General features: G+C 41.8%; 19 protein-coding genes and 1 tRNA gene. 11 read left to right on the top strand and 9 right to left on the bottom strand.

Annotated elements, in window-relative coordinates:
- Window positions 1-102: 102 nt before the first annotated feature.
- Window positions 103-175 (bottom strand) — tRNA-Gly (locus IPP86_15960).
- A 162-nt stretch (window positions 176-337) separates the two neighbouring features.
- Between IPP86_15960 and IPP86_15965 the strand changes: the two genes are divergently transcribed.
- The 4 genes from IPP86_15965 (at window position 338) to IPP86_15980 (ending at window position 3,171) form a co-directional block, all read left to right on the top strand.
- Window positions 338-838, top strand: coding sequence for a DUF1573 domain-containing protein (locus IPP86_15965; GenBank protein ID MBL0139999.1), 501 nt, complete (start codon window positions 338-340; stop codon window positions 836-838).
- Window positions 839-874: 36 nt separating this feature from the next.
- Window positions 875-1,327, top strand: coding sequence for a DUF1573 domain-containing protein (locus IPP86_15970; protein MBL0140000.1), 453 nt, complete (start codon window positions 875-877; stop codon window positions 1,325-1,327).
- Between the two features lie 61 nt (window positions 1,328-1,388).
- The gene (locus IPP86_15975) at window positions 1,389-1,859 is read left to right on the top strand and encodes a DUF1573 domain-containing protein (protein ID MBL0140001.1); all 471 of its coding nucleotides are present in this window, start codon (window positions 1,389-1,391) and stop codon (window positions 1,857-1,859) included.
- Between the two features lie 85 nt (window positions 1,860-1,944).
- Complete coding sequence (locus IPP86_15980) at window positions 1,945-3,171, top strand: pyridoxal phosphate-dependent aminotransferase (GenBank protein MBL0140002.1); 1,227 nt, start codon at window positions 1,945-1,947, stop codon at window positions 3,169-3,171.
- A gap of 90 nt (window positions 3,172-3,261) precedes the next feature.
- On the opposite strand, the gene IPP86_15985 is transcribed toward IPP86_15980, so the two are convergent.
- The 3 genes from IPP86_15985 to IPP86_15995 form a co-directional block, all read right to left on the bottom strand.
- Window positions 3,262-4,767 (bottom strand): T9SS type A sorting domain-containing protein, encoded by a 1,506-nt coding sequence (locus IPP86_15985; protein MBL0140003.1) that lies wholly within the window; start codon window positions 4,765-4,767, stop codon window positions 3,262-3,264.
- On the bottom strand, window positions 4,764-5,177 hold the full coding sequence (locus IPP86_15990; GenBank protein MBL0140004.1) for a hypothetical protein: 414 nt from the start codon (window positions 5,175-5,177) through the stop codon (window positions 4,764-4,766). The genes IPP86_15985 and IPP86_15990 overlap by 4 nt, the downstream gene beginning before the upstream one ends.
- Before the next feature lie 118 nt (window positions 5,178-5,295).
- Window positions 5,296-6,510, bottom strand: a complete 1,215-nt coding sequence (locus IPP86_15995) for a DUF1343 domain-containing protein (GenBank protein MBL0140005.1) — start codon at window positions 6,508-6,510, stop codon at window positions 5,296-5,298.
- 58 nt (window positions 6,511-6,568) lie between these two features.
- Here IPP86_15995 and IPP86_16000 point away from each other — a divergent pair, with 58 nt between their 5' ends.
- The 5 genes from IPP86_16000 to IPP86_16020 all read left to right on the top strand — a co-directional run bounded on the left by IPP86_16000 (window position 6,569) and on the right by IPP86_16020 (window position 13,063).
- Window positions 6,569-7,792 (top strand): ABC transporter permease, encoded by a 1,224-nt coding sequence (locus IPP86_16000; protein ID MBL0140006.1) that lies wholly within the window; start codon window positions 6,569-6,571, stop codon window positions 7,790-7,792.
- Window positions 7,793-7,918: 126 nt separating this feature from the next.
- Window positions 7,919-9,304 (top strand): pyridoxal-phosphate dependent enzyme, encoded by a 1,386-nt coding sequence (locus IPP86_16005; GenBank protein MBL0140007.1) that lies wholly within the window; start codon window positions 7,919-7,921, stop codon window positions 9,302-9,304.
- Between the two features lie 55 nt (window positions 9,305-9,359).
- The gene (locus tag IPP86_16010) at window positions 9,360-10,160 is read left to right on the top strand and encodes an ABC transporter substrate-binding protein (GenBank protein ID MBL0140008.1); all 801 of its coding nucleotides are present in this window, start codon (window positions 9,360-9,362) and stop codon (window positions 10,158-10,160) included.
- 62 nt (window positions 10,161-10,222) lie between these two features.
- On the top strand, window positions 10,223-12,487 hold the full coding sequence (locus IPP86_16015) for a patatin-like phospholipase family protein (GenBank protein ID MBL0140009.1): 2,265 nt from the start codon (window positions 10,223-10,225) through the stop codon (window positions 12,485-12,487).
- Between the two features lie 57 nt (window positions 12,488-12,544).
- On the top strand, window positions 12,545-13,063 hold the full coding sequence (locus IPP86_16020; protein ID MBL0140010.1) for a glutathione peroxidase: 519 nt from the start codon (window positions 12,545-12,547) through the stop codon (window positions 13,061-13,063).
- Between the two features lie 36 nt (window positions 13,064-13,099).
- Here IPP86_16020 and IPP86_16025 read toward each other — a convergent pair whose 3' ends face one another.
- Window positions 13,100-13,738 carry a DUF1211 domain-containing protein gene (locus tag IPP86_16025; GenBank protein MBL0140011.1) on the bottom strand — a complete coding sequence of 213 codons (639 nt, stop codon included), beginning with the start codon at window positions 13,736-13,738 and terminating at the stop codon, window positions 13,100-13,102.
- A 91-nt stretch (window positions 13,739-13,829) separates the two neighbouring features.
- Here IPP86_16025 and IPP86_16030 point away from each other — a divergent pair, with 91 nt between their 5' ends.
- Window positions 13,830-14,192 carry a hypothetical protein gene (locus IPP86_16030; protein MBL0140012.1) on the top strand — a complete coding sequence of 121 codons (363 nt, stop codon included), beginning with the start codon at window positions 13,830-13,832 and terminating at the stop codon, window positions 14,190-14,192.
- A gap of 134 nt (window positions 14,193-14,326) precedes the next feature.
- On the top strand, window positions 14,327-14,608 hold the full coding sequence (locus tag IPP86_16035; GenBank protein ID MBL0140013.1) for a hypothetical protein: 282 nt from the start codon (window positions 14,327-14,329) through the stop codon (window positions 14,606-14,608).
- Between the two features lie 58 nt (window positions 14,609-14,666).
- Here IPP86_16035 and IPP86_16040 read toward each other — a convergent pair whose 3' ends face one another.
- From IPP86_16040 to rplL, 4 genes are all read right to left on the bottom strand, one after another.
- Window positions 14,667-14,981, bottom strand: a complete 315-nt coding sequence (locus IPP86_16040; protein MBL0140014.1) for a DUF3467 domain-containing protein — start codon at window positions 14,979-14,981, stop codon at window positions 14,667-14,669.
- Window positions 14,982-15,102: 121 nt separating this feature from the next.
- Entirely contained in the window at window positions 15,103-19,398 is a 4,296-nt protein-coding gene (gene rpoC, locus IPP86_16045) for a DNA-directed RNA polymerase subunit beta' (protein ID MBL0140015.1), read from the bottom strand.
- A gap of 70 nt (window positions 19,399-19,468) precedes the next feature.
- Window positions 19,469-23,272, bottom strand: a complete 3,804-nt coding sequence (gene rpoB / locus IPP86_16050) for a DNA-directed RNA polymerase subunit beta (protein MBL0140016.1) — start codon at window positions 23,270-23,272, stop codon at window positions 19,469-19,471.
- 154 nt (window positions 23,273-23,426) lie between these two features.
- A complete protein-coding gene (gene rplL, locus IPP86_16055; protein MBL0140017.1) occupies window positions 23,427-23,804 on the bottom strand; it encodes a 50S ribosomal protein L7/L12 in 378 nt (125 codons plus the stop codon).
- Window positions 23,805-23,891 lie beyond the last annotated feature (87 nt).

Genomic DNA, 23,891 nt, shown 5'->3' on the forward strand with positions numbered 1-23,891 from the left:
ATAATCGTGGATGGATTTTTCCCCGGTTATGAAGACATCAATGAAAAGACCCCGAAATTTAGATTTCGGGGTCTTTGTTTTCAGTACTTTAGCCCTAATTTGAGCGGCAAACGGGAATCGAACCCGCGACCTTCAGTTTGGGAAACTGATGCTCTACCAACTGAGCTATTGCCGCTTTTCACTCAATTTCACCTTAAAATTACATATTCCAATTTCATTCTGCCTTCATAGCATCCTGCTAATTTTGGCAAAAATCTTGTTAGAGAAGGTGTCAAATAGAAGCTTATTCAAATGAATGGCTATTTTTGTAATCTTAAATAAAAACACTCTCAAAATTATGAAAACAGTAAAATACCTCGCTATCTCATGTGCTTTAATTCTTGGAGCTGCAAACCACAGTTTTGCCCAGGAGACAGCTCCGGCAGCTACCACTACTGAAGTAAAGGCGGATAACCCAAATGCCGCTGAAATAACCTTTGAAAATGAAACGCACGACTATGGTACTATTAAACAAGGTGCTGATGGCTCATGTGAATTCAAATTTAAAAACACCGGTAAAGAACCATTAATCATTTCAAATGCAAAGGGCAGTTGTGGATGCACCGTACCTACATGGCCTAAAGAACCAATTATGAAAGGTCAAACCGGTGTGATTAAAGTTCATTATGATACAAAAAGAGTTGGTGCATTTACAAAAACTGTTACCCTGAATTCCAACGCCAAAACTGATCCGAAAATATTAACTATTAAAGGTGTCGTTGAAGCATCTGAAGACAATTCAGATCAAACTATGCCTGTCAAGAAAACATCCGGCTTACCACTGGAAAATTCAAAATAATAATTTTACTGAATTCTCATCTTCTAAATTCATCTTATGAAACTCCGTTCAACTCTGTTTATCCTACTCCTGCTCTCATCCTTTGGCGGTTTTGCCCAGGAGGAGAAAAAAGTTCTCAGTAATATTGGCAATGTCGATGTCAACCAGGCTTCCTTCAAATTTGAAACGGAAGAACATAATTTTGGCACCATTACTCAGGGAGAATCCACTACTTATGAATTTAAGTTTTCAAATACCGGAAATGAACCAATCATCATTACAAAAGCTGAAGGATCTTGTGGATGTACAGTACCTGTTTATCCCAAAGAACCAATTATGAAAGGCCAGACTTCCGTGATTAAAGTAACTTTTAACTCTGCCGGTAAAATGGGGGTTCAGGATAAAACTGTCACTTTAACCTCCAATGCGAAACAAAACCCGATGATTATCCATATGAAGGGGACTGTTGAAAAACCAATTGAACAACCTGCCGTAGACTCAAAAAAATAAGTGGCACGAATTTAGATTACACTAACACTACATAACAAACAATCCAAAACAAATCACAAGAATGAAAAAAGCAATCTTAGCAGTATCGATGTTCCTTTTTGTTGTCGCTGCAAATGCACAGCAAGATGCTAAAACAGCTCCTGCTGCTACTCCGGCAGTTCAGGACAACAAAAATGCTCCTGATTTTAAATTTGATGTTGAAGAATTCAATTTCGGCACAATAAAACAAGGTGAAAAAGTTTCCTACGATTTTAATTTTGCTAACGCAGGTAAGGAACCTCTCATCATCACTGAAGCTCATGGTTCTTGTGGTTGCACTGTTCCTCAATGGCCAAAAGAGCCGGTGGCTAAAGGTGCGAAAGGCGTGATTCACGTTGAATTCAATTCTACCGGTAAAATGGGAATGCAGGATAAAACCGTTACAATCACTTCTAATGCTAAAGGCGGAAACAAAGTCCTCCATCTGAAAGGCAATGTTGAAGCTCCTGCGCCGGTGAAAACTGACGCTCCTGCCGGAACAGATGCTAAGTAATCCGAAACTAAAATAATTGTATTTTTAAGCCCTCCATTCGGGGGGCTTATTTTTTGCCCATAAATGGATAGTAAATACTTATGCTATGCCAAAAACATCAATAAAAGGCCGTGAAATGCCGCCTTCTCCTATTCGCAAACTGGTCCCTTTTGCCGAAAAAGCTAAAAAAGAAGGTAAAAAGATCTATCACCTGAACATTGGTCAGCCCGATATTGAAACGCCAGAAACGCTGCTCAACGCGATCCATACATTCGCGCCGAAAGTCGTTGAATACAGTCACTCTGCAGGAATTGAGTCCTATCGCCGGAAACTGACCACTTATTACAAACGATTTAATATTGAACTCGATTACCAGGACATCATCATCACTACAGGTGGTTCTGAAGCCATTGAAATAGCGATGATGAGCTGTATGGATCCCGGTGATGAAATCATCATTCCGGAGCCTTTCTATGCCAATTACAATGGTTTTTCCACCCAGGCGAATGTGAAAGTTGTTCCTATACGCTCCACGATAGAATCCGGATTTGCTTTACCCCCTATCGCGGAATTTGAAAAACTAATTACCTCCAAAACGAAGGCGATCCTCATTTGCAATCCAAGCAACCCAACCGGCTATTTATACAGCAAAGAGGAACTTGAATCCCTGAGAGATCTTGTGAAAAAATATGACCTCTGGCTTTTTTCTGATGAAGTTTACAGGGAATTCTGTTATGATGGAAAACCCTATACTTCGGTGATGCATCTCAGCGGTATCGAAAGCAATGTGGTGCTGCTGGATTCAATTTCTAAACGTTACAGCGCTTGCGGCGCCAGAATCGGTGCACTCATCTCCAGAAATAAAGAGCTGATGGCTACAGCGTTGAAATTTGCTCAGGCTCGTCTCAGTCCTCCAACCTTTGGACAAGTTGCCGCTGAAGCAGCAATCGATACTCCGGACAGCTATTTCGAAAAAGTCAAAGCTGAATACATTGAAAGAAGAAATCTTGTAGTTAGCAGTCTGAATAAAATGGAAGGTGTCTTTTGCCCGAAACCAAGTGGCGCGTTTTATTGCATCGCTCAATTGCCCATCGACAATTCTGATACATTCTGCCAATGGCTATTGGAAACCTTTAGCTATGAAAATGAAACAGTGATGCTTGCTCCAGCAACAGGATTCTATTCAAAGCCTGAATCAGGCAAACATGAAGTTCGTATCGCTTACGTCCTGAACCAGGAGTCCTTAAAAAAAGCGATGAAATGTCTGGACGAAGCACTCAAAGTCTATCCCGGAAGAACCTTACAACACATTGAAATGAAAGCTGTCAACTAAGACTCTGATATTTATGAAAAACAAAAGCCGGATTCAATAGGATCCGGCTTTTGTTTTATCTTAAAATATGGGTGTCTCTCACCCATACGATTATTGCTTTACAATTTTCTTTGTAGCACTATATCCCGAAGCAGTAGAAAATCTCACAGTATAAATTCCGGGACTAACGGAACTCAGATCAATTACATCATTATTTCCGGTGAAATTCTTATTGACAGAAATGATCTGTCCCATCACATTCACCACAGTAATTTCCACTTTTTCACCAGACGGAATTGAACCGGAAATGTGAAATAATCCTTCTCCCGGATTGGGATAAATGCTCAATCCGGAAAGCCAGGCAATTTCTTCTATTCCAACTACGCGACATCCCGTTGATGTTCTCAGACTGTTTCGCGCACCGCTCATTGTTGCATCAACCCTGGACTTTTGTCCATTGGTGAACATAGCCATGCAATTATCATTCACATAATCCATATAATTCATGAACATGTCTCCGTTAGGCCCATTGCTGCAAGTGATATGTGGAAAATTCGGGCACTGATAATTATGATCCTGCTGTGTAGGTGTATCGTTTACAAAATCATCTCCACAATTAGCATCTCCCCAGATGTGACGTAGATTCAACCAATGTCCGATTTCATGAGTAGCTGTTCTGCCGAGATCATATGGACTTGTTACGGCTCCATTTGTTCCAAAATATTTGTAACCGATCACAACTCCATCAGTGAGTGGACTTGTTGCCAAATCCGCAGGGAATTGAGCATAACCCAACAATCCTCCTCCAAGATTACATACCCACAAATTCAAATACTTATGCGGATCCCAGGAGTTTACGCCTCCTGTAGAATTCGACTTCACACCGTTATCACCAAAAAATTCCAATGTATCTGTCTGAGTTCTTGTGATTCCATTTGTTGGTTGTCCGGACGGCGTTCTTGATGCCATGCAAAATTCAATCTTGGTATCCGCCGCAACACCTGAAAATGCTCCCGGAACAATTCCAAAATCAGAATTGCGTTTCCTGAAATCCGCGTTCAGAACTTCAATTTGGGAGAGAATTTGAGAATCAGAAATATTTTCTGTTTGGTTGTTATAAACGACATGTACAACCACAGGAATTGTTACATCCGGGGGATCCTGGACCACTACAGTATTTATTAGAGTGACACGCATAGTCATGTCCACCTGGTTGCTGGAACACGGGTTATTATCGTCCAGGTAAAAATCAAGAAGCAAATCATAGTCCCCGGTAACAGACGGAGTAAAATCGATGGATGAAGGTCCGCCAGCAGTTCCACAGCCATCGTCATCACTTGCAATCAGGTTTCCACCACCTGCCGGATAAATTGATATCTGGCTGTCAAAAGTTGGTGTCCCGCATGTTGAAATACGATAAGTGTTCCCTGCAACCATTCCGGTTACACGGTTAAATTCACCCGCCCAGGTTTGTGGTGCTTCCACAAAATCATTCACAACAGTTGGCGCTGATCCGGTTAAATATATCGTGTTGTCATACGGACATTGTGCTCCGGCTTCAGTTGCAATGAAATAAACTACACAAGAAACAATTAGGGTTCTGAAAATAGTTTTCATTTTGAGCCTCCTTCTGTTCCATGAACAAAACCAGTGATAGTTTTTTTCTTTTTTACTGGTTCCTTTTGGACTTCAGCTCCGGAAGCAGGAGAAGTGACTGCTTCTTGTTTATTTTGATTTCTGCTTCTGATCAAGGCAGCTTTTGCTGCAGCGTATCGTTGCTGATCAACTTCCCTGTTTCCTGTTGGAATATAACCGGGAATTGAGGGAATCAAAGAGGTGGCCTGAGGAACTGTATTCGCTTTTATCCACTCCTGTGTAGCTCGCTCATGATCCTCGTGCACTTTACGCAAAGAAGGATCTTTTTTCATGCGTTCCTCGAGCGAAGTCATTGTTGCACAGGTTCTGTCCTGTGCAAAACCGGCAAACGAAGGAACGACCAATAAAATAAGTAAGTACAATTTTTTCATAGGCTCATATATTTCTAATGATTCAAGAGATTCTCAAAAATAAAAAAATCAACGATACTCACAATGTTGATTTAGTGCTAATCTTCAACAATTCAATTGTAAATTTAGGGATCGAAATTTATTCAAAATCAGGGTACAACAGATACTTTTTCCTTACCGCCTTAAATTGAATCAGTTTTTGAATCCATGACTTTCGAATTACATCCTCATTTTTTCCTGATTCGATTTGCTTTCTTAATAAAGCTGTTCCTGCAAGTTTCTCAAAAAAGGGAATAAAAAATGCTTCCTTCTCTGAATAAGAAGCATAAAACTGAATCAACCATTGAAGATTCAAACGAGTAAATACACTATCTCTTGTTGCACTTCTTAAGTCCAGACCCTGGCAAAGGCTGTCTTTATAAGGAGGGTTCAAAGCAATACCCGGCAAATCCTTTGGTGTAAATTCAAAATTGCCTCCTTTAAAACCGGGGTAACCGATGCATTGAAATGGTAATTCAGTCCCTCTTCCAAGACTCACTCTTGTGCCTTCAAAAAAACAAAGCGAAGGATACAAATACACTGCAGTCATATTTGGCAAATTTGGAGATGGCCTGACAGGTAATTGATACAAATCCTTATGTGTATAACCTTGTACCTTAATGACCTTCAGACTGCACATTTTTTTTCGCTTGAGCCATTTTTCTCCGTTCAGCATTTTCGCATATTCTCCAATTGTCATTCCATGTACAACAGGAATGGAATTCATGCCAACAAAGGAGCGATAGGCTGTATCAAGAACCGGCCCGTCCACATAAAAACCATTTGGATTGGGCCGGTCCAGAATGATCAGCAGTTTATTTTGCTCCGCGCATGCTTCCATCACATATTGCAATGTGGAGATATAGGTATAAAACCTTGCCCCTACATCTTGTATATCAAAGAGAATTACATCCGTTCCTTCAATATCCGCCTTGGTAGGTTTAAGGTGTTTTCCATACAAAGAAATGATGCGAATACCGGTTTTTGCATCCACACCATTGCTGATTTTTTCTCCTGCACCCTGCTCTCCCCTGAAACCGTGTTCCGGCGCGAAAACGCTTTTAATTTTAATACCGAGTTTGTGCAAACTATCGACCAAATGGGTTGTTCCGATTCTGGAGGTTTGATTGGCAACAATGGCGATTCTTTTCCCCTTAATCAAAGGCAGATAGGCTTCCATTCGCTCAGCGCCAACCTTTAAATCCTTACCGGTTTTAATTCGTGCAGCATAATCAGTCAATTGTGCGTTCACCGGTGCAATCACGGTAAATAACAAGATAAGAATATTGAAAAAGATTTTTCCCTGACTATTCATGTGCATGCCTGAATCAAATATCTTTAGACGCTAATCTTTGCAAACTTACGGTTCTGTTTTGAACTACGAATTATTCATCGCAAGAAGAATTGCCTTTTCCAGGGAGGGTAAATCATCAGTATCACGACCGATACTCAGGATTGCCATGGCCGGTGTCGCGCTGGGCTTTGCCGTGATGGTAATTGCCCTGGCTATCGTTACCGGATTCAAACAGCAAATCAGGGATAAGGTTATTGGTTTTGGATCACATATCCAGGTGAGCAATTTTGATGAGAATAATTCTTTTGAAACCAAACCCATCTTCAAAACACAGGATTTTTTAAAGGAACTAAAAAATGATCCTGAAATTGAACATGTCCAGACATTTGCGACCAAAGCGGGAATAATTAAGACAAAAGAAGAAATAGAAGGTGTTGTCGCGAAAGGAATTGGACCTGATTTCAACTGGGACTTTTTTAACTCACGTCTTGTGGAAGGTAGCATCATTCAATTTAAGGATACGCAACGAAGCAATGATGTATTGATTTCAAAATTGCTCAGCCAAAAACTCAATCTGCATACAGGTGATAACCTTGTCATGTATTTTATTCAACAACCGCCAAGGGCAAGAAAATTTACCATAACCGGAATCTACGAAACCGGACTGGAAGAATTTGATAACCTCTATCTCTTTTGTGACATTGCACAAATTCAAAAACTGAATGACTGGACCACGGATCAGGTGGGAGGTTTTGAAATCAAAATCCGTGATTTTAATAAGCTGGAGGAAGAAGGGAAAAAAGTTTATAACATCACAGGATCCGATCTCAATGCAAAAACAATAAAGGAAATCTATCCTCAGATTTTCGACTGGCTCGATTTGCAAAATATCAATGCGATCATCATCATCACCCTGATGATAATCGTTGCAGGAATCAATATGATTTCAGCACTACTCATCATCATTCTAGAACGGGTGAATATGATTGGAACTTTGAAAGCGATTGGAGCTGGAAGCATTAGTATCCGTAAAATATTTCTTTATGTTTCAGGGTTCCTGCTTTTCCGTGGCCTCCTTATGGGTAACCTCATCGGTATTGGCTTGTGTTATCTTCAAAAGACCTTCCACTGGATTCACCTTGATCAGCAGTCCTATTATATCAGCGTAGTTCCTATCAGTATAAGCCCGGTTCATATTCTTTTACTTAATATCGGAACCCTTTTGATTTGTATTGCCATGCTGGTCATCCCTTCCATGATTGTCACCAGGATCAGTCCTATTCAGGCGTTAAGATACTCATAGTCAATATTATATATTATAAAAAAAGTTCCTGAGAAGTATTAACTTCGCAGGCCGGAAAGAAATTCCGGATCAATCAGATTTTAGCCAAAATTCAAATAAAAAATCCATCCATTATACGCTCAGATTATGACTAAGAGTTCTTCAAAAAAAGTTTGTGATACAGTTCTCGATGCCATCGGAAACACACCGATGATTCGTTTGAATCATGTTGTAGCCGGTGTGAAAGCTACTGTGTATGCAAAAGTTGAAACCTTCAATCCTGGAAATTCTATCAAAGACAGAATGGCCTTAAAAATGATTGAGGATGCTGAAAAATCAGGACAACTTAAACCCGGCGGTACCATTATCGAAGGAACTTCCGGCAATACAGGGATGGGGCTTGCCATTGCAGCAATTGTAAAAGGTTATAAATGCATCTTCACAACCACCGATAAGCAATCCAAAGAAAAAGTTGACGCATTGAGAGCATTTGGCGCTGAGGTTATTGTTTGTCCTACGAATGTTGAACCTGAAGATCCCCGCTCCTATTATTCTGTTGCAGCGCGTCTGAATAAAGAAATCGCTAATTCTTTTTATCCTAACCAATACGATAACCTCAGTAACCGTCAGGCACATTACGAACAAACCGGTCCTGAAATCTGGGATCAGACAGATGGCAAAATTACACATCTTGTCGTTGGCGCTGGTACCGGTGGAACTATCTGTGGTACCGGAAAATTTTTAAAGGAAAAAAATCCGAATGTGAAAATCTGGGGTATTGATACTTACGGATCAGTATTGAAAGTTTTCCGTGATACTGGAAAGATGGATAAAAATGAAATATATCCATACGTCACAGAAGGAATTGGTGAAGATTTTATCCCAAAGAATTACGATTTCGGAATCATAGATCATTTTGAAAAAGTAACTGATAAAGATGCCGCCCTGATGACCAGGGAAATTGTTCAGAAGGAAGGGATTTGGGTAGGAAATTCTGCCGGCTCAGCTGTAGCCGGATTGCTTCAGTTAAAAGATCAGCTCACTGAAAAGGATGTAGTCGTGATCATTTTTCATGATCATGGTACTCGTTACATCGCCAAGATTTTCAACGACGAATGGATGCGTAAAATGGGTTATCTTGATAAAAAAGGTATGACCGCTCAGGATCTGGTCAGTTCTCGCAAGAATGCAGATCTGATGACTATTGAAAAATCGGATACCATTGGCAACGCACTAAAGTTGATCACCGATTATAATTTTTCGCAAATTCCTGTTACATCCGGAGATCGGATTATTGGTTCCATTTATGAAAATCTGGTCTTCAACCGCATCATGGAAAATCCCAATGCTAAAAATGATCCGGTCGAATCAATCATGCAGGAAGCGCTTCCCTTTGTCGACATCACAACTCCATTGGATACATTATCGAAAATGATTTCAATGGATCGCAGTGCTGTTTTGGTAAAAGATTTCAAAGCTAACAGGAGCTATATTATTACACGCAGCGATATCGCTGAGGCCCTTGCTCGCTAATTCGTTTCAGGTTTACTTATCGTATCCTTAACTGGTATGTAAATGACAGCATAGGATGTTTACAACATCGGATCAACTTGGGAGAACATTAAAATTTCAATCTTCTCCTTCAAGAATCGTATCACTGGTTCCCTCTCAAACAGAACTCTTGTACGACCTGGGACTGGAATTTGAAGTCGTCGGTATCACTAAATTCTGTATTCATCCTCAACAGTGGCATCATTCAAAAACCAGGGTCGGTGGAACGAAGCAACTGGATCTGGATAAAATAAGATCCCTTCAACCGGATTTGATAATCGGTAACAAGGAAGAAAACGATCAGGAGCAAGTGCAGCAATTGATGCAGGAGTTTCCGGTCTGGATGAGTGATATATACAATCTGAACGATGCCTGTCAGATGATTGGTACACTTGGTCAGCTACTTGGAAAAAAAAGTTCATCGGAAAGCATGATTCGAGGAATCGTCGATTCATTTAAGGAGCTTGAAAACTCCCGACCAAAAACTCTGGCAAAAACGGCCTATCTGATCTGGAAAGAACCCTGGATGGTTGCAGGACAGAACACATTCATCAACGATATGCTTGAAAGATGTGGATTTGAAAATGCATTTTCAGGACAACTACGCTATCCCGAAACCAATCCTGAGGAATTACTTCAATTGAAACCGGACTTAATTTTGTTGTCATCTGAACCCTATCCATTTAAAGAAAAGGAGCTACAGCTCATGAAAGAACTGATACCGGAGGCAGAAGTCCTTCTGGTAGACGGGGAGGCATTTTCATGGTATGGATCACGTTTACTGAAAGCTCCTGAATATTTCAAAACACTTTTCTTACAAATCAATTCTGCTTCGTAACTTTGAAACTCAACCCCATTCCTAAAAACCATCCTGTGCATACCGCATTCCTGAGAATCTTTATGTTCTCCGTGCTTTTGTACAGCTCAGCAACAGTACACGCCCAGAAAGTCGGTCTTGTACTTAGCGGAGGTGGTGCACGTGGATTGGCCCATATCGGAGTAATGAAAGCACTGGAGGAATATGGGATTCCAATTGATTATGTCGCCGGAACATCCGCCGGTTCCATAGTAGGTTGTATGTATGCAATGGGGCTCTCTCCTACTCAGATGGATTCTCTTGTACACACAGAAGAGTTTTACAATTGGGCAACCGGAACAATTGATGAAAATTACACCTATTATTTCCGGAAACGGGAGGAAAATGCGTCCTGGATTAACCTGAAATTTTCTCTTGACTCTATTATCCAAACGACCCTGCCAACAAGTCTGGTGAGCTCTGTTCCGATTGACTATGCGCTGATGCAATATACAGCTCCGGTGATCGCGGCTGCGGATTATAATTTCGATTCTCTGTTTGTTCCGTTTCGCTGTGTGGCTGCGGATATAGAAAACAAGCAAACGGTGATCTTTAAGGATGGAGACCTGGGAATGGCTGTACGGGCATCTTCAGCCTATCCCTTTTATTTCAGACCCGTTGTGTTTGATGGTAAAATATTATACGATGGAGGAATGTACAATAACTTTCCTGCGGATGTGATGCTTAAGGATTTTCAACCCGATATCATCATTGGAATTAATTCAGGAGGTAGTACGATGGCCACTTCTGAAACAAATATCATTTCACAGATTCGTGCGATGATGACTACGCCAACAAACTTTTCAGTGATTTGTGAAAATGGAATTTTGATCGAACCCAACACGGATAAATTCGGCTTGTTCGATTTTGACAATATTGATGGTTTGATAGATGAAGGATACAAAGCTGCCATCGCTCAAATGGAGCGCATTCAGTTCAATATTCAACGTAGAATTGACAAGGATTCTTTGGAAAGACGGAGAGAAATTTTTCGCGGCAATCTAAAAAGCGTATTAATCGACAATGTGGTGATTGAAGGTATTAACAGTAAACAATCTGAATATGTACGCCAGGTATTAAAGCCCTCCTATTCTCCTATTCCTCTCTCCAGACTGAAAGCTGCCTACTTCCAGCTTGTAGCTGATCAGAATATCAAGACAATCTTTCCTACTTTGAAATACAACAAGGTGACCGGATTTTACGACATGAAAGTGCGAATCCAAAGGGAAAAAGATCTGATCACCCAATTCGGAGGAAGTGTTTCTTCCCGCCCAATCAGTGAAGCTTTCATCGGACTTCAATACAATTTGTGGCACAAGAAAGCATACTCCTTCAGTGGGAATTTTTATTTCGGGAAATTATATACCTCCGGACAGGTCAAAGTCAGGATGGATTCACCGGCCAGAATCCCTTACTTTCTGGAAGCGGCAGCGACCATCAATCAATATGATTTTTTCCGAAGTAGCAATGATTTCTTCACAGACCAGAAACCCGCTTATATCGTAAAATCAGATCAGGATTATGGATTAAGTCTGGGTTTACCCGCGCGCAATAAAGGAAAGATTATTGCCTCTTCGTCCTATTTCAGGATCGCGGATAATTATTATCAAACATCAAATTTCCTGCAGAACGATACCGCTGACAAATCTATTTTGAAGGGTCTGACAGGTTCACTGGAATTTGAAAGAAACACGCTCAACAGAAAACAATATGCGAATCAGGGGACTTTTCTGAATGTCAGCCTTCGTTATGTGAACGCAAACGAATACACTATTCCCGGTTCTACTTCGGTCGACAGAAGTTTGCGTGAAGACAATCACCAATGGTTTCAATTGAAAATTGTTTATGAGAATTATTACAAAAGAAGAGGGCGAATCAAGCTGGGATTTTACATGGAAGCAGCCGCTTCCGATATTCCATTCCTTGCAAATTACACTTCCACAATCCTAAACTCTCCTTCTTTCAATCCTGTTCAGGAAACGAAAACACTTTTTCTCCCAAATTTCCATGCACATAATTTCGCGGGAGCCGGATTAAGAAATGTTATCATGATTAAAAACAATCTGGATATGCGACTGGAAGCATACATTTTCCAACCTTACGAGGAATTGGTGCGCACTCCGGATTTAAAGACACAATATGGCGAACCGCTTTCCAGAAGATATTATATAGGCTCCCTTGGGGCTGTTTTCCATAGCCCATTAGGGCCGGTTGGTGCCTTCCTGAATTATTATGACGATCGTAAAAATCCTTTTTCTTTCCTCTTCCAACTCGGGTTCCTGATTTATAACAGAAGTGCACTGGATTGACCGGGAAATGATTAAACTTTCCGCAAATTCATTTGTTATCTAATAAAACAAAAAATTATGTTCATGTTAATCACACTGCTATCCCTTCTCAGCGATGCATCTCAAAATGTTTATTCATTTAAGGTGAAAGATATAAGCGGTAAGGAAATCAGCCTGGATCAATATCAGGGAAAAAAAATACTGATCGTAAATACTGCATCTTCTTGTGGATATACTCCGCAATACGAAGGTTTAGAAAAACTTTATGAAGAACAAAAAGACAAATTGGTGATCATTGCTTTTCCTGCCAATAATTTCGGTGGACAGGAACCGGGAACCAATGAAGAGATTTCTGCTTTTTGCAAAAAGAATTATGGAGTTTCATTTCCGGTCATGTCAAAAATTTCAGTAAAAGGAGAAAATATGGATCCGCTTTTCAAATGGCTGACTTCTCAGACAAACCCTGATTTTACAGGTGATATCAACTGGAACTTCGAGAAATTCCTTATTGATGAACATGGAAATCTTGTGCATCGTTTTCGTTCTAAAGTTACCCCTGATAATCCATCCTTACTCGAGGCAATTCTGAAAAAATAAGATCAGGAATTTTTCTGTTTCACCGGAAATCTTCAATCATTCTACTTCACCTTTTATTAATCGAACTCTGCATCCGAGAATAATTCCGGTGATGAGCAGGAGTATGTAAATACAAAAACTGACCAATGGATACCACAGTGAAATAATCAATGGTATTATTGAAACAGGAATGTAAGTTCGTACCGCTTTACTGTTTTCTTTATATCGCCTCATATCTACAAGAGGAGAAAGGTGTCCTTTTTTCATAGCATATGTACCAAGTGAGTGAATAATAATTGGGATCAATAACCATGGAATCCCAAACAAAATCATCGCTGTGGAATTCTCAGGGTATTCACCAATCAAACCGGTTGGAAAAGGAACAAAACAAACAACCAGGAGATATAAATTATTCAGCCAAAGCATCACATTGTCAACCCGGATAAAAACCCTGAACAAAACATTGTGACTGAACCATAAATTGATTACAAATAGAAAACTCAGAATAAAACTGAGAAATTTATTCCTCAATAACCATAGAGCTTCCCACAAGGCATCCGGAGAATGCCCATCTTTGAGTTCGGGGACTTTCAAATCAAGAATCAATAAAGTGACAACGATTGCAAATACACCGTCACTTAACATTTCCACTCTTTCATTTTTATAAAACTTCTCCAGAAAGTTCTTGGGTTCCATTGGTCACAAATTTTTGAGGGTTTCAAAAAAAATTGGCAACTTGAAAATAGTATCCGACAATGTGTAAGCCAAAATTTCTACATTTATCAATATGAAATCTATCCACGATATAAGAAAAGTTGAGAATTTTCACATCCTACTTTGGCTATTGAAGGATTTGTGTTGGGTAAGTTTATCAAAAATGCTGGGCGTTATCATGATTGCTCCCACCCTGGCGTTCGCCATTTTTATTACCTGGAGAAACAGGTTCGACAAAGCCGAGCTCTTACATAATCTTGCAATTTGTTTCTGGATTTGCGCGAATTCCGTGTGGATGATTGGTGAATTTTACTTTGACGATAACACAAGAGGTACAGCGATGTTTTTCTTCGTCGCGGGGTTAATATCTATGGCTTACTTTTATCTGGTAGAAGATCTGCCCAAAAGACTCAGGAAAAGGCGAAATGGTTCTTGAAGACTTGAGTGTCAATGGAAACGTCCAAGAAAAAATCCACTTATTTACAAAATTCATGATTTGGTAATGTGATTTTCTTATACTTGTAAGATTAACTTTTCCTCTGATCCCCTTTTTCCACTGCGCAAGATCTTATGGAAGCAACCTACTTGTACTACCCTGCCCGCAAGGTGTTCAGGATACTTATATCCCAGGAAACTGAAAAAAAGGGATATAAGCTCGTGCATTGGGATGAAAAAGCAATGTCTTTGATCCTCAGGAAGAATCGATTTATTTTGAGAAGAAGGTTTTTTGAAGTAAAAATTGAACCCTCAGCCGAGAACATCACAAAAGTAATGGTCAATCAGGTCTACGCTGAAGCTGTTACACCTCAACACGAAAAAGATGTGATTGTGGATATCCTGAAAATATTCTGAAGAAGTGTTAAGAACACTTCTTCCCTGAAATCAGCTTGCTTTTTGATCCACCGGAAATTCAGGCCTGAGCTGCTGGACCACCAAAATTCATTGGGATACCAATGCCTTCAGTTTGCTTAATAGTGCCGTGAACAGCTTCATACTTCGCAATGTTATCCTGCATCGCAGCCAATAAACGTTTTGCATGCTGAGGAGTCAGTAAAATTCTGGACTTCACCTTTGCCTTAGGAACACCGGGTAACACCTTTACAAAATCAATGACAAATTCAGAATTGCTGTGCGTAATGATCGCCAGGTTGGAATAAATTCCATCTGCAATCTCTTCAGTCAGTTCAATGTTGAGTTGGTTGGAAGGATTCTGGTTATCGTCCATGATTGGTTATTTCTTTGTTTTACCAAAGGTCGTAAAAAAATCAATATTCTAAGCTCTTCCCCATCCTAAAATAAAAAGGGTCACTTCTTTCGAAGTGACCCTTTCTTATTATTTTAAGGGATTAACGGGCTGAAACTTCCTCTTCCTGCTTGGAAGCCATCAGGAGATCATATTCTTCCTGAGAACCTACAATCAGTCGGTCATACTCACGCAATCCGGTACCTGCAGGAATGAGGTGACCAACAATTACGTTTTCTTTCAATCCGAGCAAGTCATCAACTTTTCCGTTGACAGCAGCTTCATTAAGAACTTTCGTTGTTTCCTGGAAGGAAGCAGCGGAAATCCAGCTCTTCGTATGAAGTGACGCCTGTGTGATACCCTGAAGAATCGGAGAAGATGTCGCCGGAATGGCATCTCTGGCATCAATTGGCTTCTGATCCTTACGCTTCAACAGTGAATTTTCTTCACGAAGTTTACGCAAAGTAATGATCTGTCCGGCTTTCACTTCTGTAGAATCTCCAGGTTCAAGAACAACTACTTTGTCCATCATGGAATCATTCTCTTTCATGAAATCAACACGATCCACGAACTCACGCTCGAGGAATACAGTATCACCCGGATCTTCGATAACCACCTTACGCATCATCTGACGAACGATAACTTCAAAGTGCTTGTCATTGATCTTCACACCCTGCAAACGGTATACTTCCTGTACTTCGTTAACGAGGTATTCCTGAACCATTGCTGGTCCTTTGATCGCAAGGATATCGCTTGGTGTGATTGCTCCGTCTGAAAGTGCATCACCTGCCTTGATAAAGTCATTGTCCTGAACAAGGATGTGTTTGGACAGCGGTACCAGATACTTCTTGACTTCACCATCACGGGAAGTGATGACTATTTCACGATTACCTCTCTTGATTCCACCGTAAGACACAATACCGTCGATTTCAGAAACAACAGCAGGATTACTTGGGTTACGTGCTTCGAAGAGTTCAGTTACACGTGGCAGACCACCGGTGATATCACCTGACTTACCGGTTGCACGAGGAATCTTTACCAGGATGTCACCGGACTGAATCTTCTGTCCTTTGTTCACCATGATGTGCGCGCCTACCGGAATGTTGTAGCCTTTCACAACTTCCTTCTTCTCGTCGAGAATCCGGATAGCCGGGTTCTTAGTCTTATCACGAGTTTCGATGATCACCTTCTCCTTGTAACCGGTCTGTTCGTCCGATTCCTCACGGAAAGTGATACCTTCTTCAATATGTTCGAATTCAATTTTACCAGGGAACTCGGAAAGGATAACCGCATTGTACGGATCCCATTCGCAAATTACAGTTCCTTTCTCCACCACATCCCCGGCTTTCACAAACAGTTTAGAACCGTACGGAATGTTTGAAGTCGTTAAAATTGTACCTGTATTGGTATCGACAATTCTGAATTCACCAGAACGTCCGATAACCAATTCATGAGATTTATTGCCATCCTTGTGTGTTACTGTCTTCACTTCTTCGAACTCCAGTTTACCACTGTATTTCGCTTTCAGTTCAGATTCGTTGGCACCTTTCTGAGCCACACCACCGACGTGGAACGTACGGAGAGTAAGCTGTGTTCCAGGTTCACCGATGGACTGCGCTGCAATAACACCAACCGCTTCACCCTTCTGTACCATTCTACCGGTAGCAAGGTTTCTGCCGTAGCATTTCGCGCACACACCACGATCTGATTCACAAGTAAGAACGGAACGAATTTCAACAGTTTCAATCGGCGACTCTTCAATATGAGCAGCGATTTCTTCAGTGAATTCTTTTCCAGATTCAATGATCACTTCACCAGTCAATGGATGATAGATGGTGTGCAGGGAAACGCGACCAAGAATACGATCGTAGAGTGATTCTACTACTTCTTCATTATTCTTCAATGCTGTTTCCGCAAGACCACGAAGTGTACCACAATCTTCATCTGTGATAATCACGTCCTGAGCTACATCCACGAGACGACGTGTGAGGTAACCGGCATCAGCTGTTTTCAAAGCTGTATCGGCAAGACCTTTACGCGCACCGTGAGTAGAGATAAAGTACTCAAGGATCGACAGACCTTCTTTAAAGTTAGAAAGGATCGGGTTCTCGATGATTTCTCCTCCGGTGGAACCACTCTTTTGTGGTTTCGCCATAAGACCCCGCATACCGCCCAACTGACGAATCTGCTCTTTGGAACCACGGGCTCCGGAGTCAAGCATCATGTAGATCGAGTTGAAACCTTGTTTGTCAGTCGACAATTGTTTCATCAACGTCTCCGTGATACGTGAACTGGTCCGTGTCCAGATATCAATAATCTGGTTGTAACGTTCATTATAGGTGATGAATCCCATGTTGTAGTTATTCATCACTTCATCAACTTCAAGATTCGCTTTGCCAATCAATTCGGTTTTCACATCCGGGATTTTTACATCTTCCAGATTGAATGAAAGTCCGCCTTTGAAGGCCATTTTGAATCCGAGATCTTTGATATCATCAAGGAATTTGGCTGTTTGAGCGACACCACATTTCTTCAATACCTCTCCGATGATGTCACGAAGAGCTTTCTTGGTCAGCAATTGGTTGATGTAACCTGCTGATTCAGGAACAACCTGGTTGAACAATACGCGACCAACAGTAGTTTTGATGATCTCTTTCTTGAGTCCGCCATCTTCTGTCAGCACATTTGTCTTCACCTGGATTGGAGCATGGAGTTCAACAATTCCTTCGTTGAAAGCGATAATCACTTCCTCCGCGGAATAGAACTTCATTCCATCACCCTTCACTTTTACCTTACCATCAGATTTTTTCTCTTTGGTAATGTAATAAAGTCCAAGAACCATGTCCTGTGAAGGAACGGTAATCGGAGCACCGTTAGCAGGGTTAAGAATGTTATGAGAAGCAAGCATCAGCATTTGGGCTTCCAATACAGCTGCATGTCCGAGTGGAACGTGCACAGCCATTTGGTCACCGTCAAAGTCAGCGTTGAAAGCCGTACAAACCAAGGGATGCAGCTGGATCGCTTTTCCTTCAATAAGTTTTGGCTGGAATGCCTGGATACCCAATCTGTGCAGTGTCGGGGCACGGTTCAGAAGAACCGGATGTCCTTTCAGTACATTTTCAAGAATGTCCCAAACGATAGGATCTTTTCTGTCTACAATTTTCTTCGCTGATTTAACAGTCTTCACTACTCCACGCTCAATCATCTTACGGATGATAAATGGCTTGAAGAGCTCAGCTGCCATGTCCTTAGGAAGACCACACTCGTGTAGTTTCATTTCAGGACCTACGACAATTACTGAACGAGCGGAATAATCGACACGTTTACCGAGCAAGTTCTGACGGAATCGACCTTGTTTACCTTTCAAAGAATCAGAAAGGGATTTCAAAGCACGATTGGATTCTGTCTTAACGGCGTTCACTTTACGTGAATTGTCGAACAGAGAATCCACCGCTTCCTGGAGCATCCGTTTTTCATTCCGGAGAATTACATCAGGAGCTTTGATTTCCAGAAGTCGCTTCAAACGGTTGTTACGGATAATCACACGGCGATAAAGATCGTTCAGGTCAGATGTCGCGAAACGACCTCCATCCAGTGGAACGAGTGGACGCAATTCAGGTGGAATAACCGGAACAACTTTTACAATCATCCATTCCGGATGATTCTCAATATGTGTATTCGCGGCACGGAAAGCTTCTACAACATTGAGACGTTTCAACGCCTCATTCTTACGTTGCTGTGAAGTTTCATTGCTCGCCTGGTGACGTAAATTGTACGAAAGTTCATCGAGGTTCAAACGGGAAAGCAAATCATACAATGCTTCTGCTCCCATCTTCGCGATGAATTTATTCGGATCTTTTTCGTCAAGGTGTTGATTGTCTTTCGGAAGTGTTTCAAGAATCTGGAGGTATTCTTCTTCCGTCAGGAAGTCCAGGTAATTGATTCCATCCTCCTTTTTCACACCGGACTGAATAACTACGTAACGCTCGTAATAGATAATCATGTCGAGCTTTTTGGTAGGAAGTCCGAGCAGGTAACCGATTTTATTCGGGAGTGAACGGAAATACCAAATGTGCGCGACAGGAACCGTAAGGGTGATATGACCCATACGTTCACGACGTACTTTCTTTTCTGTTACTTCAACACCACAACGGTCACAAACAATACCCTTGTAACGGATACGCTTGTATTTACCGCAGTGACATTCCCAATCTTTTACCGGTCCGAAAATCCGCTCGCAGAACAATCCGTCGCGCTCGGGTTTGTAAGTACGGTAATTGATGGTTTCAGGCTTCAGAACCTCACCACTTGACTGTTCCAGGATGTGCTCCGGAGAGGCAAGACTGATGATGATCTTGGTGAAATTGGATTTGATCTTTATTTCTTTTCTGGTTGCCATCTTTTTTGATTTTTAGTTTGACGTTGTAAGAATGTTAAGCGTGATCGCGTTTAATTCCAAACATCAAACATTATTCGAGGGTAATCTTCAGTCCAAGGCCACGTAATTCGTGGAGCAATACGTTGAAGGATTCCGGAATTCCCGGTGTCGGCAGATTATCGCCTTTTACAATCGCTTCGTACGTTTTCGCACGACCGATGACGTCATCTGATTTCACGGTAAGGATTTCCTGAAGGATGTTTGCCGCACCGAATGCTTCCAGTGCCCAAACTTCCATTTCACCAAAACGCTGACCTCCGAACTGCGCCTTACCACCCAACGGCTGCTGAGTGATGAGAGAGTATGGTCCGATTGAACGGGCGTGCATCTTGTCGTCAACCATGTGTCCGAGTTTCATCATATAGATGATTCCTACTGTCGCAGGCTGGTCAAAACGCTCTCCTGTACCTCCGTCATGCAAATACGTTGAACCGAATTTCGGAAGACCTGCCTTGAGAACATAATCGTCGATCTGTTCAATAGTAGCACCATCAAAAATAGGAGTGGCAAAATTCATCCCTAATTTTTCTCCGGCCCATGCAAGGATGGTTTCATAAATCTGTCCAAGGTTCATACGGGAAGGTACACCCAGCGGATTGAGAACAATATCAACCGGAGTTCCATCTTCAAGGAAAGGCATGTCTTCATCACGAACAATTTTCGCGACGATACCCTTGTTTCCGTGACGACCGGCCATCTTATCACCCACTTTCAGCTTACGCTTCTTGGCAATATAAACTTTAGCAAGCTGAACAATTCCCGCAGGCAATTCGTCACCTACTGTCAGCGCGAATTTCTTCCGCTTGTAGATTCCGGTTACATCATTGTATTTGATGTTAAAATTGTGCAGCAATTGCTTGATCTGATCGTTCTTCTCTTTATCAGTTGTCCACTTATCCGGATTAACGGTTTCGTAGTTGATTTCAGAGAGCATCTTTTGAGTGAACTTCGCTCCTTTGGGAATGATGACTTCTTTGAAGAGGTCAGTCACACCCTGGGAAGTTTTTCCACTCACAAGAAGGAATAATTTATCAATCAGTTTTTCCTTCAATTCAGCAGCATGCTGATTGTATTCCTTGTCCAGTTTTTCAAGCTGAACTTTCTCGTCATTTTTCTGTGCTTTGTCTTTTGCGACAACACGTGAGAAGAGTCGTTTATCGATCACAACACCCTTCACGGATGGTGGAACTTTAAGAGAAGCGTCTTTTACATCACCTGCTTTATCACCAAAGATCGCACGCAGAAGTTTTTCTTCCGGTGAAGGATCGGTTTCACCTTTCGGAGTAATCTTTCCGATCAGGATATCACCTTCTCCTACTTCAGCACCAACACGAATGATTCCATTTTCATCCAGCTCACGGGTAGCTTCTTCACTTACGTTTGGAATATCAGCAGTGAGTTCTTCCATACCACGTTTGGTATCGCGAACTTCCAGACTGTATTCATCCACGTGAATGGATGTGAAGATATCTTCACGGATTACTTTTTCAGAAATTACAATCGCATCCTCGAAGTTGTACCCTTTCCAAGGCATGAAAGCCACTTTCAGGTTACGTCCCAAAGCAAGTTCTCCGCCTTGTGTCGCGTAACCTTCAGAAAGTACTTGTCCTTTTCTAACCTTTTGTCCTTTTGTAACAATCGGCTTCAGGTTAATACAAGTACTCTGGTTCGTCTTCTGGAATTTGGTAAGGTTATAAGATTTCACATCATCCTCAAAGCTCACAAGTTTCTCGTGCTCTTTGCGGTTGTAGCGAATCACAATTTCATTTGCATCAACATATTCAACTACTCCATCGCCTTCCGCATTGATGAGTACACGGGAATCACGGGCAACCAATCCTTCAAGACCGGTACCTACAATTGGAGCCTGTGGACGTAACAATGGAACAGCCTGACGTTGCATGTTTGATCCCATCAAGGCACGGTTGGCGTCATCGTGCTCGAGGAATGGAATGAGAGATGCGGCGATCGAAGCAATCTGGTTAGGGCCAACGTCAATCAGGTGAATTTTATCCGGATCAACGATCGGGAAGTCACCTTCGTAACGTGCCTTCACTTTCAATTCTTCAAAATCACCTTTTTCATTTACGCCTGCATTTGCCTGCGCGATAACTTTTCCATCTTCTTCTTCCGCGGTGAGGTAAATGACCGGCTTCTCAACATCCACTTTACCATTGGTTACACTACGGTATGGAGTTTCGATAAAACCGAGATTGTTGATTTTCGCGAATACACAGAGGGATGAAATCAAACCGATATTCGGTCCTTCCGGTGTTTCGATGGTACACAAGCGACCATAGTGTGTATAGTGTACGTCACGTACCTCGAATCCTGCACGTTCACGGGAGAGACCTCCTGGTCCGAGTGCCGACAAACGACGTTTGTGGGTAATCTCAGCGAGAGGATTAGTTTGATCCATGAACTGTGACAACTGGTTCGTTCCAAAGAACGAATTGATCACGGAAGAAAGGGTCTTCGCGTTGATCAGATCCGCAGGTGTGAACACTTCATTGTCACGAACGTTCATACGCTCACGAATGGTACGGGCCATACGGGCAAGTCCCACTCCGAACTGAGCATACAATTGCTCACCAACAGTACGCACACGTCTGTTTGACAAGTGGTCAATATCATCCACCTCCGCTTTTGAGTTGATCAACTGGATCAGCTGACGGATGATTTCAATGATATCCTGTTTGGTAAGTACACGTGTGTCTTCAGCGATTTCGAGACCGAGTTTTTTGTTGATCCTGTAACGGCCAACGTCTCCAAGGTCATAACGTTTATCAGAGAAGAACAGTTTGTCGATAATTCCACGAGCTGTTTCTTCATCCGGTGGCTCGGCATTACGAAGCTGACGGTAGATGTGTTCCACCGCTTCTTTTTCCGAGTTCGATGTATCTTTCTGAAGTGTATTGTAAATGATCGCGTAATCGTTGGTGTTCATATCCTCTTTGTGAAGGATAATGGATTTTACACCTGATTCAACGATCAATTCGAGATGATGCTCTTCGAGAATAGTTTCACGCTCGATGATCACTTCGTTACGCTCGATGGAAACCACTTCACCGGTATCTTCATCAACGAAATCTTCCACCCATGTTTTCAGAACCCGGGCAGCGAGTTTACGGTTGACTGCATTCTTGATACCTGATTTGGTTACTTTGAATTCATCGGCGAGACCGAAGATCTCGAGGATTTCTTTATCCGTCTGATATCCGATAGCACGCAGCAAAGTCGTTACCGGGAATTTCTTTTTCCGGTCGATGTATGCATACATGACATTGTTGATATCGGTAGCGAATTCAATCCATGATCCTTTGAAAGGAATGACACGGGCTGAATACAGTTTTGTACCATTCGCGTGGCGGCTTTGTCCAAAAAATACGCCCGGGGAACGGTGCAACTGGGAAACGACAACACGTTCCGCTCCATTGATCACGAAGGTACCCTTCGGAGTCATGTAGGGAATTGTTCCCAGGTATACATCCTGGACGATCGTTTCGAAATCTTCGTGTTCCGGATCGGTGCAATACAATTTAAGTTTTGCCTTCAGTGGAACACTGTGAGTCAGTCCCCTTTCGATACATTCTTCAATCGAATACCTTGGTGGATCGATGAAGTAATCCAGAAACTCCAGAACGAAATTGTTCCGGGAATCCGTGATCGGGAAATTCTCACTAAATACTTTATAAAGACCTTCTTTCTGACGGTTGTCAGAGGTTGTTTCAAGCTGGAAAAAATCCTGAAAAGATTTCAGTTGGACATCCAAAAAATCAGGATAGTCGATAGTATGCTTATTCGTCGAGAAGCTGATTCTTTTGGTAGGAGTTATGGCTGTGGACACGGTGCTGGGGTTTAAGTAAGTGAATTTGAATTTTCAACAGTGAGTGTTTCCGGAAACCTTCACCAGTTAAAAAAGGATATAGACCTATCCCCGTTTTGAACGGGGAAAGGTCTATAATTGCTCGCGGACAGAAGCCGGTTCCTTACTTAAGTTCAATCTCAGCTCCTGCTTCTTCCAATTGTGCTTTAATTGCGTTCGCTTCTTCTTTGGAAACGCCTTCTTTCACCGGTTTTGGTGCGCCATCAACCAGGTCTTTCGCCTCTTTCAGGCCAAGTCCGGTGATTTCTTTCACCAATTTCACGATGTTCAATTTTGCTCCACCCGGAGCTTTGAGGATAACGTCGAATGTTGATTTTTCAGCAGCAACGGCACCGCCATCACCACCACCAACTGCGGCAACAGCTACAGCAGCAGCTGCAGGCTCGATACCATATTCATCCTTCAGGATCTTTGCAAGTTCATTTACTTCTTTCACTGTCAGGTTGACCAACTGCTCAGCGAATGCTTTGAGATCTGCCATTTTTATGAGGTTTTGATTGTTAGAGATTTCTGGTTAAAACTAATTGATTGAATTATGTTGTTCTTGGAAGCATTCTTTTCACTACAC

It is taken from the genome of Bacteroidota bacterium (assembly GCA_016720935.1).
GTDB lineage: Bacteria > Bacteroidota > Bacteroidia > AKYH767-A > 2013-40CM-41-45 > JADKJP01.

Bases quoted from the DNA above. Each gene is read 5' to 3' on its own strand.
- IPP86_16020 (MBL0140010.1), top strand. From the start codon at position 12,545: ATGTTCATGTTAATCACACTGCTATCCCTTCTCAGCGATGCATCTCAA.
- IPP86_16015 (MBL0140009.1), top strand. From the start codon at position 10,223: ATGTTCTCCGTGCTTTTGTACAGCTCAGCAACAGTACACGCCCAGAAA.
- IPP86_16010 (MBL0140008.1), top strand. From the start codon at position 9,360: ATGTTTACAACATCGGATCAACTTGGGAGAACATTAAAATTTCAATCT.
- IPP86_16025 (MBL0140011.1), bottom strand. From the start codon at position 13,738: ATGGAACCCAAGAACTTTCTGGAGAAGTTTTATAAAAATGAAAGAGTG.
- rpoC (MBL0140015.1), bottom strand. From the start codon at position 19,398: ATGGCAACCAGAAAAGAAATAAAGATCAAATCCAATTTCACCAAGATC.
- IPP86_15975 (MBL0140001.1), top strand. From the start codon at position 1,389: ATGAAAAAAGCAATCTTAGCAGTATCGATGTTCCTTTTTGTTGTCGCT.
- IPP86_15985 (MBL0140003.1), bottom strand. From the start codon at position 4,767: ATGAAAACTATTTTCAGAACCCTAATTGTTTCTTGTGTAGTTTATTTC.
- IPP86_15980 (MBL0140002.1), top strand. From the start codon at position 1,945: ATGCCAAAAACATCAATAAAAGGCCGTGAAATGCCGCCTTCTCCTATT.
- IPP86_16040 (MBL0140014.1), bottom strand. From the start codon at position 14,981: ATGGACGATAACCAGAATCCTTCCAACCAACTCAACATTGAACTGACT.
- IPP86_15990 (MBL0140004.1), bottom strand. From the start codon at position 5,177: ATGAAAAAATTGTACTTACTTATTTTATTGGTCGTTCCTTCGTTTGCC.
- rplL (MBL0140017.1), bottom strand. From the start codon at position 23,804: ATGGCAGATCTCAAAGCATTCGCTGAGCAGTTGGTCAACCTGACAGTG.
- IPP86_15965 (MBL0139999.1), top strand. From the start codon at position 338: ATGAAAACAGTAAAATACCTCGCTATCTCATGTGCTTTAATTCTTGGA.
- IPP86_15970 (MBL0140000.1), top strand. From the start codon at position 875: ATGAAACTCCGTTCAACTCTGTTTATCCTACTCCTGCTCTCATCCTTT.
- IPP86_16005 (MBL0140007.1), top strand. From the start codon at position 7,919: ATGACTAAGAGTTCTTCAAAAAAAGTTTGTGATACAGTTCTCGATGCC.
- IPP86_15995 (MBL0140005.1), bottom strand. From the start codon at position 6,510: ATGAATAGTCAGGGAAAAATCTTTTTCAATATTCTTATCTTGTTATTT.
- IPP86_16030 (MBL0140012.1), top strand. From the start codon at position 13,830: ATGAAATCTATCCACGATATAAGAAAAGTTGAGAATTTTCACATCCTA.
- IPP86_16035 (MBL0140013.1), top strand. From the start codon at position 14,327: ATGGAAGCAACCTACTTGTACTACCCTGCCCGCAAGGTGTTCAGGATA.